The organism is Xanthomonas sp. NCPPB 3570, from assembly GCF_056725115.1.
Genome location: NZ_CM161513.1, coordinates 841,231 through 855,044, shown reverse-complemented (window position 1 = coordinate 855,044; position 13,814 = coordinate 841,231). Strand labels below are relative to the sequence as shown.

14 protein-coding genes are annotated in these 13,814 nt (G+C 68.6%); 6 read left to right on the top strand and 8 right to left on the bottom strand.

Annotated elements, in window-relative coordinates:
• Nucleotides 1-246: 246 nt before the first annotated feature.
• The 4 genes from AC1PLR_RS03710 to AC1PLR_RS03695 all read right to left on the bottom strand — a co-directional run bounded on the left by AC1PLR_RS03710 (nucleotide 247) and on the right by AC1PLR_RS03695 (nucleotide 5,300).
• Nucleotides 247-1,584 (bottom strand): sigma-54-dependent transcriptional regulator, encoded by a 1,338-nt coding sequence (locus tag AC1PLR_RS03710; RefSeq protein ID WP_481102723.1) that lies wholly within the window; start codon nucleotides 1,582-1,584, stop codon nucleotides 247-249.
• Nucleotides 1,569-3,005 carry a sensor histidine kinase gene (locus tag AC1PLR_RS03705; protein WP_481102722.1) on the bottom strand — a complete coding sequence of 479 codons (1,437 nt, stop codon included), beginning with the start codon at nucleotides 3,003-3,005 and terminating at the stop codon, nucleotides 1,569-1,571. The genes AC1PLR_RS03710 and AC1PLR_RS03705 overlap by 16 nt, the downstream gene beginning before the upstream one ends.
• Before the next feature lie 118 nt (nucleotides 3,006-3,123).
• Nucleotides 3,124-4,833 (bottom strand): ubiquinone-dependent pyruvate dehydrogenase, encoded by a 1,710-nt coding sequence (gene poxB, locus AC1PLR_RS03700; RefSeq protein ID WP_481103522.1) that lies wholly within the window; start codon nucleotides 4,831-4,833, stop codon nucleotides 3,124-3,126.
• Nucleotides 4,834-4,961: 128 nt separating this feature from the next.
• Nucleotides 4,962-5,300 (bottom strand): hypothetical protein, encoded by a 339-nt coding sequence (locus tag AC1PLR_RS03695; RefSeq protein WP_481102721.1) that lies wholly within the window; start codon nucleotides 5,298-5,300, stop codon nucleotides 4,962-4,964.
• 199 nt (nucleotides 5,301-5,499) lie between these two features.
• Between AC1PLR_RS03695 and AC1PLR_RS03690 the strand changes: the two genes are divergently transcribed.
• A complete protein-coding gene (locus tag AC1PLR_RS03690) occupies nucleotides 5,500-5,727 on the top strand; it encodes a hypothetical protein (RefSeq protein WP_481102720.1) in 228 nt (75 codons plus the stop codon).
• A gap of 80 nt (nucleotides 5,728-5,807) precedes the next feature.
• Here the strand turns inward: AC1PLR_RS03690 and AC1PLR_RS03685 are convergent, their stop codons facing one another.
• From AC1PLR_RS03685 to AC1PLR_RS03675, 3 genes are all read right to left on the bottom strand, one after another.
• The gene (locus tag AC1PLR_RS03685; RefSeq protein ID WP_481102719.1) at nucleotides 5,808-6,239 is read right to left on the bottom strand and encodes a low affinity iron permease family protein; all 432 of its coding nucleotides are present in this window, start codon (nucleotides 6,237-6,239) and stop codon (nucleotides 5,808-5,810) included.
• 167 nt (nucleotides 6,240-6,406) lie between these two features.
• Nucleotides 6,407-7,531, bottom strand: a complete 1,125-nt coding sequence (locus AC1PLR_RS03680; RefSeq protein ID WP_481102718.1) for a fatty acid desaturase family protein — start codon at nucleotides 7,529-7,531, stop codon at nucleotides 6,407-6,409.
• 11 nt (nucleotides 7,532-7,542) lie between these two features.
• Nucleotides 7,543-8,619, bottom strand: a complete 1,077-nt coding sequence (locus AC1PLR_RS03675) for a ferredoxin reductase (RefSeq protein ID WP_481102717.1) — start codon at nucleotides 8,617-8,619, stop codon at nucleotides 7,543-7,545.
• Nucleotides 8,620-8,713: 94 nt separating this feature from the next.
• On the opposite strand from AC1PLR_RS03675, the gene fabR reads away from it, so the two are divergent.
• The 5 genes from fabR to AC1PLR_RS03650 all read left to right on the top strand — a co-directional run bounded on the left by fabR (nucleotide 8,714) and on the right by AC1PLR_RS03650 (nucleotide 12,949).
• Nucleotides 8,714-9,358: an HTH-type transcriptional repressor FabR gene (gene fabR, locus AC1PLR_RS03670; RefSeq protein WP_017912841.1), complete on the top strand. Its 645-nt coding sequence runs from the start codon at nucleotides 8,714-8,716 to the stop codon at nucleotides 9,356-9,358.
• A 143-nt stretch (nucleotides 9,359-9,501) separates the two neighbouring features.
• Nucleotides 9,502-10,368 (top strand): SDR family oxidoreductase, encoded by an 867-nt coding sequence (locus tag AC1PLR_RS03665; protein ID WP_481102716.1) that lies wholly within the window; start codon nucleotides 9,502-9,504, stop codon nucleotides 10,366-10,368.
• A gap of 456 nt (nucleotides 10,369-10,824) precedes the next feature.
• A complete protein-coding gene (locus tag AC1PLR_RS03660) occupies nucleotides 10,825-11,337 on the top strand; it encodes a ferritin-like domain-containing protein (RefSeq protein WP_481102715.1) in 513 nt (170 codons plus the stop codon).
• A 74-nt stretch (nucleotides 11,338-11,411) separates the two neighbouring features.
• Nucleotides 11,412-11,918: a YciE/YciF ferroxidase family protein gene (locus tag AC1PLR_RS03655; protein ID WP_152240350.1), complete on the top strand. Its 507-nt coding sequence runs from the start codon at nucleotides 11,412-11,414 to the stop codon at nucleotides 11,916-11,918.
• Between the two features lie 128 nt (nucleotides 11,919-12,046).
• Nucleotides 12,047-12,949, top strand: coding sequence for a manganese catalase family protein (locus tag AC1PLR_RS03650; protein ID WP_481102714.1), 903 nt, complete (start codon nucleotides 12,047-12,049; stop codon nucleotides 12,947-12,949).
• Between the two features lie 105 nt (nucleotides 12,950-13,054).
• Here the strand turns inward: AC1PLR_RS03650 and AC1PLR_RS03645 are convergent, their stop codons facing one another.
• Nucleotides 13,055-13,696 (bottom strand): DUF6766 family protein, encoded by a 642-nt coding sequence (locus AC1PLR_RS03645; protein WP_010340750.1) that lies wholly within the window; start codon nucleotides 13,694-13,696, stop codon nucleotides 13,055-13,057.
• Nucleotides 13,697-13,814: the final 118 nt, after the last annotated feature.

The following is a 13,814-nucleotide window of genomic DNA, read 5'->3' as shown; positions in this document are numbered from 1 at the left end:
CTCGCAGGAGAGATAATGCAGAGGCCGTGCCAACTGTTAAGCCATTGATTTTTAAATACATCTTTCGCTGACACGGCATCAGCGGTGTCTCCTTTCCATCCACACCTGTCCGCTTTGCGGACAGGTGTGGATGGAAGGGATTGGGGAGTCGGGATTGGGGATTCGCAAAAGCGCCAGACATCATGCGGCTGCACTCGCTTTGACGAATCCCCAATCCCCAATCCCGGCGGCGCGCAAAGCGCGCCGCTACAACCCATACTCGTCGAGCTTGCGGTACAGCAACTGGCGATGGATGCCGAGCCGGCGCGCGGCCTCGGCGCGGTTGCCGTGGGCCTGGGTCAGCGCCGTCTGGATCATCTGCCGTTCCAGTTGCGCGATCGCCTGCGGCAGGGTCAGCGCCTCGGTGTCCAGCGTCGTGGGCGTCTCGGCGGGCTGGGCCAGCAGCTCGTCCAGATCGTGCGCCTCCACCACCGGCGCACGCACCAGCACCTGGCAGCGCTGCATGGCGTTGCGCAGTTCGCGCACGTTGCCCGGCCAGGGATAGGCGCGCAGGCGCGCCTGTGCCGCGGGCGACAAGGTCTGCGGGGCGCTGGCGCCGGCGGCGAGGAAGTGCTGGGCGAGCAGCAGGATGTCGTCGCCGCGCTCGCGTAGCGGCGGCAGTTCGATCGGCACCACGTTGAGCCGGTAGCGCAGGTCGCTGCGGAAACGCCCGGCGTCCACCGCCTGCAGCAGGTCGCGGTGGGTGGCGGCGATCACCCGCACGTCCACCTTCTGCGCGCCGCGCCCGCCCAGCGGCGACACCTCGCCTTCCTGCAGGAAGCGCAGCAGCTTGGCCTGCATCGGCAAGGGCATGTCGCCGATCTCGTCGAGGAACAGGGTGCCGCCGTCGGCGTCGCGGATCAGGCCGTTGCGGTCGCTCACCGCGCCGGAGAACGCGCCCTTGCGGTAGCCGAACAGCTCGCTCTCCATCAGCTCGGCGGGGATGGCGGCGCAATTGATCGCCACGAACGGCTGCGCGGCGCGGGCGCTGGCGCGGTGCAGCGCGCGCGCCGCCAGTTCCTTGCCGGTGCCGGTCTCGCCGGTGATCAGCACCGGCAGGTCGGAGGCGGCGGCCAGGCCGATGCGCTTGTGCACGGTGCGCATCGCCGCGCTGTGACCGAGCAGCGCGTCGTCCTCCTCCGCCGGCATGGCCGGTGCGACATCCGGCATGTCCTCGCCGCGGCTGCGCAGGGCGCGCTCGACCACCTCGGCGATATCGGCGCGGCCCACCGGCTTGACCAGGTGATCGAAGGCGCCGAGCTTCATCGCCTCGATGGTGTTGCCGCTGGACGCATGCGCGGTGAGCATCACCAACGGCACACGCATGGCCTGCGCGTCGTCCTGGCGTGCGCGCATCAGCGCGATGCCGTCCATGCCGGGCATGCGGAAATCGACGAAGGCCAGGTCGAGGCCACCCTCGCCCAGCCGCGCCAGGCCCTCGCGCGGGTCGGCCACGGCCACGACGTCGTGGCCGAACGAGCGCAGCGTCGCCTGCAGGGTGCTCAGAAATGCCAGGTCGTCGTCGATGATCAGGATGCGCGCCATGGCAGCTCCAGGCTGAACTCGGTGATGCCGTCGCGATGCGTGTAGTGCGCCTCGCCGCCATGGGCGCGGGCGATCTCGCGCACCAGCGCCAGGCCCAGGCCGTTGCCGTCGCTGCGGCCGCTGGCGAACGGTTCGAACAGGTGCGCGGCCACCGGCGCCGGCACCGGCTCGCCCTGGTTGCGCACGCGCAGGTGCAGCAGGTCGTTCTCGGCCTGCGCCGCCAGGATCACCTCGGTGCCGGGCGCGGCGTGCTGCAGGGCGTTGCGCAGCAGGTTGTGCAGGGCGCGCGCAGCCTGCTGCGGATCCAGCATCCACTGCTCCGATGCCGCCTGTAGGCGCAGCGCGATCGGCGGCGTCTGCCCATCCCAGTCGGCCGGGTCCAGCAGCGCCTGCAGCCACGGTTGCAGCGCCACCGTCTGCCGGTGCAGGCGGATCGGCTGGACCATGCCGAGCAGGCTTTCCACCACGCCGTCCAGGCGCTGGATCTGCGCCAGCATCAACTGTGCCTGGGCATCGTCGGCACCGTGCGCGTGCGCGGCGATCTGGTTCTCCAGCGCCAGGCGCAGGGTCGCGATCGGGTTGCGGATTTCGTGCGCCACGGTCGCGGTCATGCGCCCCAGCGCGGCCAAGCGCTCGTGCCGCGACAGTTCCTCGCCGAGCCGACGGGTCTCGGCCAGCGCCTGCGCGTTGCGCTGCGCGTAGTCGGTGACCGCGGCGCCGAGCCGGTCCAGTTCCGGCGCGCCGGTCTTGGGGATCTGCGGCACCTCGGCCGGCGTCGCCAGGGCCTGCTGGATGCCCTGCAGGCGCTGGCTCCAGCGCCGTACCACCCAGCCCAGCGCCAGCGCCGACACCACCACCAGCGCCAGGATCAGCGCCATCCCCAGCGCCAGCGGCAGGCTGGCCGCGGCGTCGCTGGAAGCCACGCGGGTCATGGCCCAGGCCGCGGCGTTGCGGTCCAGCGGGCAGGCCGCGATCAGCAGGCTCTCGCGCTGCCCGTCGCGGCGGTAGTCGACCGTGTGTTGCGCCTCCACCCCGCGCTGCACGGTGGCGACGATGACGTTGCGCTCGGCCGAGGGCACATCGGTCTTGTGCTCGGTCCCATCGTAGGTCGGGTAGGCGTAAGCCAGGAAGCCGCGCTGGCGGTCCCAGAAGCCGCCTTCCACGCCGGCCGCATCGGCCAGCACCAACTGCGACACCACCGCCGCCAGGCCGGTGCCGTCGCTGCCGTGGGCAGCGGCGCTGGCGCCGTTGTAGCGCTGCACCATGCGCGTGCACACCTCGCGCAACCCGGTTTGCGCACGTTCCGCGCGCACGCCCTCGCTGTGCCGGTACAGCCCGACCAGCACCACCGCCATGCCGACGCAGGCGGCGACGATGACGATCCAGATCAACAGCAGTTGCCGCAGCAGCGAACGGGGCATGGCCTACCTTGGGCGCAACGGAAGAGGCGGGGCGAACCGCGGCGATCGTAGCCGGGTCGTCGCGGTCCCGCGACCCGACGTGGCGAACGACCGCCGCGGGCCGCGGTGTGGGCCGCGCTCAGCGCAGGTTGGTCTTGACCAACTCCAGCACCTCGTCGCCGCGTCCGCTCATCACTGCGCGCAGCAGGTACAGGCCCATGCCCTTGGCCTGTTCCAGCTTGATCGCCGGCGGGATCGCCAGCTCCTGGCTGGCCACGCGCACGTCCACCAGCGCCGGGCCGGGATGCGCGAACGCTTCGCGCAGCGCCGATTCCAGTTGCGCCGATTCGTCCACGCGCAGGCCCAGGATGCCCATGGCGTTGCTCATCGCGGCGAAGTCGGGATTGCTCAGGTCGGTGCCGGTGTCCAGATAGCCGGCCGACTTCATTTCCATCGCTACGAAGCCCAGCGAGCCGTTGTTGTAGACCACCACCTTCACCGGCAGGCCGAGCTGGGCCAGGGTGATGAAATCGCCCATCAGCATGGTGAAACCGCCATCGCCGGACAGCGAGATCACCTGCCGGCGCGGGAACTGCGCCTGTGCGCCCAATGCCTGCGGCATCGCATTGGCCATGGAGCCGTGGTTGAACGAGCCGAGCAGGCGGCGCTGCCCGTTCATGGTCAGATAGCGCGCCGCCCACACCGTCGGCGTGCCGACGTCGCAGGTGAAGATGGCATCGGCGTCGGCCAGCGCATCGACCATGCGGGTGACGAACTGCGGATGCAGCGGCTCGCCGGGCGCCGAGGCCACCGCCAGATCGTCGAGCCCTTCGCGCGCCTTGCGGTAGTGGGCCAGCGACTTCTCCAGGAACCCGCGGTCCTCGCGCCGCTGCAGGCGTGGCAGCAGCGCGGCGATGGTCTCGCGCACGTCGGCGGCGATGCCTAGCTGCAACGGCGTACGCCGCCCCAGCGCGGCCGGGTCGTTGTCGACCTGCACGATGGTGGCGTCCTTGGGATAGAACTGCCGGTAGGGGAAGTCGGTGCCGAGCATCAGCAAGGTGTCGCAGTTGAGCATGGCCTGGTAGCCGGAACTGAAGCCGATCAGGCCGGTCATGCCGACGTCGAACGGGTTGTCCCACTCCACGTGTTCCTTGCCGCGCAGCGCGTGCACGATCGGCGCGCCGAGCGCGTCGGCCAGCGCCACCACCTCGTCGTGCGCGCCGGCACAGCCGCTGCCGCACAGCAAGGTGGTGGCCTTGCTCGCCTGCAGCAGATCGGCCAGCTTGGCCACGTCGGCGTCGGCCGGCAGGATGCGCGGGGTGGCCAGCGCAGGCCAGGTCGTCGGCGTGCCCTTGGGCATCTCCTGCAGCGCCACGTCGCCTGGAATCACCACTACCGCCACGCCGCGGCGCAGGATCGTCGTGCGCATCGCCCGCTGCAGCACTTCCGGCATCTGCGCCGGGTTGGTCACCAGTTCGACGTAGTGGCTGCACTCGCGGAACAGTTCCTGCGGGTGGGTTTCCTGGAAATAGCTCAGGCCGATTTCCGAGGACGGGATGTGCGCGGCGATCGCCAGCACCGGCTGATGGCTGCGGTGGCAATCGAACAGGCCGTTGATCAGGTGCAGGTTGCCGGGCCCGCAACTGCCGGCGCACACCGCCAGCTTGCCGCTGACCGCGGCTTCGGCGCCAGCAGCGAAGGCGGCCACTTCCTCATGGCGCACGTGCATCCACTCGATGCTGTCCATCTGCCGCAGCGCGTCGGTCAGGCCGTTGAGGCTGTCGCCGGTGACGCCCCAGATCCGCTCCACGCCCGCACTGTGCAGGGTTTCGGCGAGCAGGCGGGCCATGGTCTGCTTGGACATACGCGCTTATCTCCGGGTGGGGAGCGGCATGGTCGCACCGCGCGCGTTACCGACGCGTGGCGCAGCCGGCACACGCCCGCGCCTGCAGAGTGTACGTTCAGCGCACGGTGCGGCTAGTCTTCGCCGCGTGCAGCGGCAGCGTCGTGTGCCGCATCGCCATCGTCCTCGTGATAGCCGCCAGGTGTGGCGGCCTTGCCGTGTGCGCCGCCGGCATGCTCGCCGGTGGCGCCGTAGGTACCGGCCTGGCCGAGGTTGGGCTGGCTGCGCCCGCTGCGGTCCTCGCCGTGGTCCTGCGGTGTCCGTGCGAGCGGCGATGGCATGGGCTGCGATGGCACGTCGCGGTCGCGACCGCGCGGCACGCCGCTGTCGGTCGACACATCGCCTTGCGTGCCGCGGTAGGCGGCCTGGCGGACATCGTGCGTGCCGGTGGGAGGTGCGTTGCGCTGGGCCATGACGAACTCTCCTGCAGAAGCGTGTGAGCGACTTACGCTAGGCCGGCATGCGTTAGCCGGCATGCAAGCTGCGATGAAGGCCGCGCGAGCAACGGCCAGGATGCCGACCGGCGCGACCACGCCGCACGCACGCAACCTGCACGCCTGCGCCACCCGTGCTGGCCGACGCTGGCCGTTCCTTCCGCACTGGAGCCCTGCGATGTCCGGTCTACTCTGGAAACTTGCGCTGGCCGGCACGGCCTATGCCGCCATCCGCGCCTATCGCCGCAACGCCCACACCACCGTGGCCGACACGGCCTCGCCCATGCCACCAGCCGAACTGGATGACGGCCGGTCCACGCCGCCGCATGGCGACACCCTGCAGGGCGCCGAGCGTGCCTCGGCGACTGCGGCCACAGACGATCCGGACGGCGCCGCGCCGGCCTGATCCCCGCAACGCGCAGCGGCGTGTCGCGCGCCCACCGCCGACACGCTGCTTCCGCCGTTTGCAGGGACGTGGACGTCAGCTCAACCTTTGGGGCGATCGTGGGTCTCGCGGCCATCGCCGTGGTGCGAATTGCGCGCACGCAGTTCCTCCCCGGCCTTGCGCGCCAGTTCCTCGTACTGGCGGCGGATCTCTTCCAGCCGCTTCTCGTCCAGTTCTTCCAGATCCAGCAGCTCGTTGTTGGCCTTGGCGCTGACCCGGATCAGCTCGTCGAGCTTGATCTGCATCGCCGCGGTGTCGGCGTTCTGGGTGTGCTGGATCAGGAACACCATCAGGAAGGTGATGATGGTGGTGCCGGTGTTGATGACCAGTTGCCAGGTGTCGTTGAAGCCGAACACCGGCCCGCTGATGCCCCAGATCAGCACGATCGCCACGGCGATGCAGAACGTCCATGGCGTGCCGGCCGCATACGACGCTTTTTTGGCGACGACATTGAACAGCTTGGCAGGTTTCATCGCAGGCCCTCGCGCAACGGGAGATGCCTGCAACGCCGCGCCCGGCATGTGCAGGCGCCCAGGATGATCTGAAGCGCGCCGTGAGCGAGACGTGCACATCGCGCCAGTGCCGAGCCAACGAAAAAGGCGGGGTTGCCCCCGCCTTTTTGCCATCCCTGGCGCGGCGCTCAGCCGGCTTGTTGCGTCGCCGCCTGCAGCGCGCGCACCGGACGTGGCCGGCTCGGGAAGGCGTGGCGCAGGATCCGCCACACCACCTGGCCGAACTGCTTGGGCAGCGAGCCGGTGTTGTAGTGCTGGCCGTAGCGCGCGCAGATCTCGCGCACCTGTACCGCCAGCCCCGCATAGCGGTTGGCCGGCACGTCCGGGAAGAAATGGTGCTCGATCTGGTGGCTGAGGTTGCCCGACAGCACGTTCAGCAACTTGCCGCCGGCCAGGTTGGAGGAACCGCGCAGCTGGCGCAGGTACCAATGCCCGCGCGACTCGTTCTTGATCGACTCCTTGGGAAAGGTTTCGGCATCGGCGGTGAAGTGGCCGCAGAAGATGATCACGAAGGTCCAGATGCTGCGCAGCACGTTGGCGGCCAGGTTGCCCAGCAGCACCGTCAGGAAGAACGGGCCCGCCAGGGCCGGGAACAGGATGTAGTCCTTGAAGATCTGCCGCCCCATCTTGCGCCCGACCGGCAGGAACGTCCGCTTCAATTCGCCGCGCTTCATCTTGCCGGCCAGCCAGCGGCCCAGGCGCAGGTCCTGGATCGCCACGCCCCATTCGAACAGCAGCGCGAACACCACCGCGATGAACGGTTGCGCCAGGTAGAACGGGCGCCAGCGCTGCTCGGGAAAGATGCGCAGCAGGCCATAGCCGATGTCGTCGTCCATGCCGCGCACGTTGGTGTAGGTGTGGTGCTTGAAGTTGTGCGTCTTGCGCCAGTTGTCGCCGGTGGCGACGATGTCCCACTCGTAGGTGTTGCCGTTCAGGTGCGCATCGCCCATCCAGTCGTACTGGCCATGCATCACGTTGTGGCCCAGTTCCATGTTCTCCAGGATCTTGGACAGGGTCAGCAGCAGCACGCCGGCGATCCACGCCGGCACCAGCACGCTGTGCACGAAGGCGCCGAGGAACAGCAGCGCGCGGCCGGCCACGCCGGTGTAGCGCACCGCGGCGACGATGCGGCGGATGTAGCGCGCATCGCGCGCGCCGAGGTCGGCGAGCGTGCGCGCGCGCAGCGCGTCCAGTTCGTCGCCGAAGGCCTGCAGTTCGGCCGGGGAGAGTGCGCGGTTGCGGGGAGCCGCCATGGGGAAGTCCTTCAGAGGTCCAGGGTCAGGTCGCTGCTGGCGCTGTTGACGCACAGCTTCAGCGAACCGGGTTCGGCGGCATGGGCGCCGTTGAGCAGATCACGGGTGATGCCGGCCTGCTTGCCGCAGGCGCAGCTGTTGCAGATGCCCATGCGGCAGCCGTGCTTGGGCCGCAGGCCTTCAGCCTCCAGCGCGGTGAGCAGCGACTGGCCGCGCGGCAGCTGCAGCACGCGACCGCTGCGCGCCAGGGTCACCGCCACGGTGCCCTGCTCGACATCGGCAGGCGCCGGCGGCGGGGTGAACGCCTCGGCCTGGAAGCGCGCCACCTGGTGCTGCAGGCGTGCACGCGCGGCCTGCACGAAACCGCCCGGGCCACAGGCCAGCACCTGCGCCTGCCCCAGGTCGCCCAGGGCGTCCAGCGGCAGCGTGTCCACGCGCGGCGCCGGCGTTTCGCCCTCGCCGGTGATAGCCAACTGCAGGCGGAAGCGCGGATGCGCCGCGGCCAGCGCCTGCAGTTCCTCGCGGAAGCAGACCTGGTCGTGGCGCCGCGCCCAGTACAGCAGGTCGACGTCGGCCGGCATGCCCGCATCGGCCAATTGCCGCAGCAGCGCACGCATCGGGGTGATGCCGCTGCCGGCGGCCAGCAGCAGCCAGCGGCCGTGCGGCGCGGTCGGCAGCACCATCTCGCCATAGGCCTGGCCGAGCTCGAACACCTCGCCGATGCGCGCGGCGCCGGCCAGGTACTGGCTGACCCGGCCGCCGTCGATGGTCTTGACCGTGATCGCCAGGCGCCCGCCCGGCAGCGGCGTGGGGCTGTAGCTGCGCAGCAAGCGGCGGCCGTCGATTTCCACCCCCAGCTCCACGTGCTGGCCGGCACGCAGGCCGCGCCAGTGGCGGTTGGGCTGCAGCACCAGGGTCACCGCATCGCTGCTGGCGGCCTCGCGCTGCACCAGCCGGGCGCGCGGGCGCTGCCAGGTCCACAGCGGATGCAGGCGGGTGGACCAGAAATCGAACACGTCCGGCTTGACCCAGGCGCGCAGGGCGCGGGCGGCAGGGCGGAGTTTGGCGGGACGGCGGGCAGCATTCATGGGTGTCCACTATACAGGCGCAGAGACAGATGTCTATACACTTGTGCATTCATTGAAGACGCTATCATCCCTCATTGCCTGGCCCGGTCTGCCCATGACGACGCTCTCCCCTCCCCCGTCCGCGGACACGCCGAACGCCCGCAAGGGCGCCATCTCGCGCGAGGACCTGCTGGCTGCCGCGCTCAAACTGATCGGGCCGCACCGCAGCGTGTCCACGCTGAGCCTGCGCGAGGTGACCCGCGAGGCCGGCATCGCCCCCAACAGCTTCTACCGCCAGTTCCGCGACATGGACGAACTGGCGGTGGCGCTGATCGACCTGGCCGGCAGCTCGCTGCGCACCATCATCGGCCAGGCGCGGCAGCGCGCCGCCGGCAACCGCCGCAGCATCATCCTCAGTTCCGTGGAGACTTTCATGGAACAGTTGCGCGCCGACGACAAGCTGCTGCACGTCCTGTTACGCGAGGGCACGGTCGGTTCGGACGCGTTCAAGCACGCGGTCGATCGCGAGCTGAACTATTTCGAGGACGAACTGCGCGTGGACCTGATCCGCCTGGCCGCGCTGGAAGGCGCGCCGCTGCACGAGCCGGCACTGGTGTCCAAGGCGATCACCCGGCTGGTGTTCGCGATGGGAGCCACCGCGATGGACCTGCCGCCGGAGAAGGATCCTGAACTGATCCGGCAGATCACCGCGATGCTGCGCATGATCATCGTCGGCGCGCGCACGCTCGCCGCCGGCTGAGTTCGCGGCAGCGCCCGCTGCCGCAGCGCGCTGTCCGGCGCGTGCATGGGCCGGCGTCGTGACATGCCGCGCACATGGTGTTGGCCTTGGCTTTACCTTCGCCTGCCCACCCTCGTTGGACACTCCCCCAACGAGGTACGCACATGGCCGTTCCCAATTACCCGTCGCCGCCCTTCAAGGCCCAGCAGCAATCTTTCCCCGGCAAGACCCAGGCCATGGATCCGAAACCGGATCACGGCGAAGACAGCTACGTCGGCCATGGCCTGCTGCAGGGCAAGCGCACCCTGATCACCGGCGGCGACAGCGGCATCGGCGCGGCGGTGGCGATCGCCTATGCGCGCGAAGGTGCCGACGTCGCCATCGCCTATCTGCCCGACGAACAGGACGATGCCGAGCGCATCGCCAAGCTGGTCGAGGCCGCCGGTGTGCGCGTGCTGCTGCATCCGTGCGACATCAGCGACCGCACGCAGGCCGAGACCCTGATCAAGACCGTGGCCGAGGCCTTCGGCGGTCTCGACGTGCTGGTCAACAACGCCGCCTACCAGCGCTACTTCCACAGTTTCGACGAGATCACGCTCGACGAGTGGGAGAAGACCTTCGCCACCAACGTGCACGCGCCGTTCCACCTGGTGCGGCTGGCACTGCCGCACATGCCCGAGGGCGGATCGATCATCAACACCGCCTCGGTCAATTCGAAGAAGCCCACGCCCAACATCCTGCCGTACTCGGCCACCAAGGGCGCGCTGGCCAACCTGACCATCGGCCTGGCCGGCCTGCTCGCCGAGAAGAAAATCCGCGTCAACGCGGTGCTGCCGGGCCCGATCTGGACCCCGTTCATCCCCACCGGCATGGACGAGGAATCGGTGCGCACGTTCGGCGAGCAGACCCCGTTCGGCCGCCCAGGGCAACCGGCGGAACTGGCTTCGGCGTACGTGCTGTTGGCCGCGGATACCTCGAGCTATACCTCGGGCACGCTGCTGACGATTTCGGGCGGAGCGGTGACGCTGTAAGGCTGGGAATCGGGAGTGGGGAATCGGGAATGGGAAAAGCGCCGCGGACTGGCGGTGCTGCAGGAGCGGCTTCAGCCGCGACAGGCTCTCCCCTGATGTTGTCGCTGTGATCCTCACGCAAACACACGCATCGCGCCTGCTGCTGTCTCGGTAGCAGGCCACAGTTCCATTGCACTCTCCCGCGTAGGAGCGGCTTCAGCCGCGACAGGCATTCCCATGAAGGCCTGTCGCGGCTGAAGCCGCTCCTACGAGCGCGCGAGCGCAAAAGACGCGCATCACCCGCGCATCGCGCGTATCGCGACCGTGTACAGCTCCTCACGCCGCATCTCGCACGGCATTCACTCTGCGCTGCAACTGCTCTAACGGCGGCAGGTCTAGGTTGATCGCACAGGGGAAAAACACACGGACGCGCGATGCGATGCAGGTGCGTCGCGCACAACATCTGGAGCGATATCCATGACCCGAAGCAACACCGAACGCTTGTTGAAGTGGCTGCAGGACGCCTATGCGATGGAGCAGGAGGCCAACACCATGCTCACCGCTACCGCCGGTCGCCTGGAGCACTACCCGCAGCTGAAGGCGCGCATCGAGCAGCATGTCAACGAAACCCGCGATCAGTCCGAACAGGTCAAGCGCTGCATCGAGATGCTCGACGGCTCGATCCCCACGATCAAGGGCACGGTCGCCAGCGTGATGGCCACCGTGCACGCTGCCGGCAACTCGATGATGAGCGACGAAGTGGCCAAGAGCCTGGGCGTGAGCTACGCCTTCGAGCACATGGAGATCGCCAGCTACCGCTCCCTGGTCATCGCCGCCAAGGAAGCCGGGCAGACCGAAATCGCCGACATCTGCGCCGCCATCCTCGACCAGGAAATCGCCATGGCCGAATGGCTGATCGAGCACCAGGAGGCCACGATCCTGGCGTTCCTGAAGCGCGAGCGCACCGAAGGCGAAACCGCCAAGCACTGAACGCCGTCGTACACGAGACGACGCGCGCGCATTCCCCCCACAGCACCACCACCATCACCGACCGGAGACTCCCAATGGCCGTCAAGACCATCGACGAACTGTTCATCCACGAGCTGTCGGACATCTACAGCGCCGAGAAGCAGCTGACCAAGGCCTTGCCGCGCTTGGCGCGCGCGGCCACCAACCCGGCCCTGCGCGCGGCGTTCGAGGCGCACCTGGAGGAAACCCAGGGCCAGATCGAACGCATCGACCAGATCGTCGAGAAAGGCAACCTGCGCCTGAAGCGGATCAAGTGCGCCGCCATGGAAGGCCTGGTGGAAGAAGGCAAGGAAGTGATCGAGTCGATCGAGGCTGGCCCGGTGCGCGATGCCGCGCTGATCGGCGGTGCGCAGAAGGTCGAACATTACGAGATCGCGTCCTACGGCACGCTCGCCGCCATGGCCAAGCAGTTGGGCATGGACGACGCGCTGTCCCTGCTGCTGGAAACGCTCAATGAAGAGAAGTCCACCGACGAGAAGCTGACCCTGCTCGCCGAACAGGGCGGCAACGAAGAAGCAGCGCGCAAGCGTAAGGCGGCCTGACCGCCCTCGCTGCGGTCCGCTGAGGCAAAGGCGGACCGCGGCGCCCCAGACGCCTATCCCCCATGCGCGGCCACCGGCCGCGCCACTGCGTCGTCGCGACGTTCGGGCGGCACTCCAGGAGATTTTTCATGTTCATGCACAACAAGCGGCTGATGTACACGGTGCGCGTAGCGCAGCCCGACCCGGCGCTGGCCTCGCTGATGCTGGAGCAATTCGGCGGCCCGCAGGGCGAACTGGCTGCGGCCATGCGCTATTTCACCCAGGCCATCGGCGAGGTCGACCCCGGCCGCAAGGATCTGCTGTACGACATCGCCACCGAGGAACTGAGCCACCTGGAAATCATCGGTTCGATCATCGCCATGCTCAACCAGGGGCCGAAGGCGGTGCTGTCCGAAGGCATGGCCGAAGCCGAGGACATGCGCAACCTCACCCGCAACAACAACACCAGCCAGACCCAGCAGATCCTCTATGGCGGCGGTCCTGCCTTGGTCAATTCCAGCGGCGTACCCTGGACCGCCGCCTATGTGGACAGCATCGGCGAACCCACCGCCGACCTGCGCTCCAATATCGCCGCCGAAGCCCGCGCCAAGATCGTGTACGAGCGACTGATCAACGTGACCGACGATCCCGGCATCGTCGATGCGCTGACCTTCTTGATGACACGCGAAGTGGCGCACCAGAAGTCCTTCGAAAAGGCGCTGTATTCCATCGAGCCGAACTTCCCGCCGGGCAAGCTGCCGGGCGATCCGGCCTTCACCGATCGCTACTACGACATGTCGCAGGGCGATGGCGACATGCACGGTCCCTGGAACAGCGGCAGCCAGTGGGAGTCCATTGCCGACCGCAATCGCCAAGTGGCCGTGGATGGCGGCAGCGGCATGCCCAGCGTGGGCCTGAGCGAACTGGAGCAGAGCGCGCTGCAGGCGCTGGCGGCGCGCACGCTGTCGCAACCGGACAGCGACCCGACCACCGGCGCCGACCTGGGTGCCGGCCCCGGCGCCGGCTCGACCAAGGGCAGCGTGGCGCGCTAACGCGCCATTGCAGGTTCCATCGCAGGACGCCGCGATGCGCAAGCATCGCGGCGTTCGTGTGTCCGGGCATAGGCTGTGATCGCCCCTTTCGCGGCAGCCCCCGTTTCAGTCGCCGGTCTGCCGGTGCGGCGCATGCACCGGCTTGGATTGCGGGGAGTCCTTCTGCCGCAGCCAGATGGTCAGGACCACCAGCGCGAACACGGCCAGGAACTCGCTCTGCCAGTTCTGCATCGATTCGAACCAGAACTGCGCGCCGCTGACGTGTTCCCAGAAGGACGGCGGCGGCCGATGCTGCATCGCCTGTTCGGCCACCTCGTGGCGCCAGCTGCCCAGCGCATGCAGGACGAAGCTGAGCAGGAACAGGGCGCCGAAGGCCAGCGCCAGCGAGCGCTCGTACAGCGCCAGCCAGATGCCGCCGGCGCGCACCGGCCACGGCACCGGGCCGGGCGCGACGGCGTCGTCTTCCTCGGCGGGCGCCAGCGGCCGCGACTCGGCCGAGCCCCATTGGCGGAGCTTCACCGTCAGCACCACGTACATGCCCATCTGCAGGAACTCGCTCTCCCAGTTCTCGAACAACGCGCCGATGAAATGCCCGCTGTGCAGGTACTCCCACATCGGCAAGGCTGCCAGCCCCTGCTGGCGCAGTTCCTCGTTGTAGGCCTGGTGGCCACTGAGCGCCTGGCCGGCCATGAACAGCAGGCTCAGCGCCAGCAGTACGATCGACAGGCTATTGCGTTTCCAGAACATGCAATCGGCTCTCCTCCACGCGCCGCGATGCCGGCGCACCGTCGCTGCGACCATAGGCAGCGACGGGCAAAGAGTGGATGAAGAAGCTAGCGGACGCGCCTCTCCTGCCAGGCGGTGC

Bases quoted from the DNA above. Each gene is read 5' to 3' on its own strand.
- AC1PLR_RS03710 (WP_481102723.1), bottom strand. From the start codon at position 1,584: ATGGCGCGCATCCTGATCATCGACGACGACCTGGCATTTCTGAGCACC.
- AC1PLR_RS03705 (WP_481102722.1), bottom strand. From the start codon at position 3,005: ATGCCCCGTTCGCTGCTGCGGCAACTGCTGTTGATCTGGATCGTCATC.
- poxB (WP_481103522.1), bottom strand. From the start codon at position 4,833: ATGGCCCGCCTGCTCGCCGAAACCCTGCACAGTGCGGGCGTGGAGCGG.
- AC1PLR_RS03695 (WP_481102721.1), bottom strand. From the start codon at position 5,300: ATGGCCCAGCGCAACGCACCTCCCACCGGCACGCACGATGTCCGCCAG.
- AC1PLR_RS03690 (WP_481102720.1), top strand. From the start codon at position 5,500: ATGTCCGGTCTACTCTGGAAACTTGCGCTGGCCGGCACGGCCTATGCC.
- AC1PLR_RS03685 (WP_481102719.1), bottom strand. From the start codon at position 6,239: ATGAAACCTGCCAAGCTGTTCAATGTCGTCGCCAAAAAAGCGTCGTAT.
- AC1PLR_RS03680 (WP_481102718.1), bottom strand. From the start codon at position 7,531: ATGGCGGCTCCCCGCAACCGCGCACTCTCCCCGGCCGAACTGCAGGCC.
- AC1PLR_RS03675 (WP_481102717.1), bottom strand. From the start codon at position 8,619: ATGAATGCTGCCCGCCGTCCCGCCAAACTCCGCCCTGCCGCCCGCGCC.
- fabR (WP_017912841.1), top strand. From the start codon at position 8,714: ATGACGACGCTCTCCCCTCCCCCGTCCGCGGACACGCCGAACGCCCGC.
- AC1PLR_RS03665 (WP_481102716.1), top strand. From the start codon at position 9,502: ATGGCCGTTCCCAATTACCCGTCGCCGCCCTTCAAGGCCCAGCAGCAA.
- AC1PLR_RS03660 (WP_481102715.1), top strand. From the start codon at position 10,825: ATGACCCGAAGCAACACCGAACGCTTGTTGAAGTGGCTGCAGGACGCC.
- AC1PLR_RS03655 (WP_152240350.1), top strand. From the start codon at position 11,412: ATGGCCGTCAAGACCATCGACGAACTGTTCATCCACGAGCTGTCGGAC.
- AC1PLR_RS03650 (WP_481102714.1), top strand. From the start codon at position 12,047: ATGTTCATGCACAACAAGCGGCTGATGTACACGGTGCGCGTAGCGCAG.
- AC1PLR_RS03645 (WP_010340750.1), bottom strand. From the start codon at position 13,696: ATGTTCTGGAAACGCAATAGCCTGTCGATCGTACTGCTGGCGCTGAGC.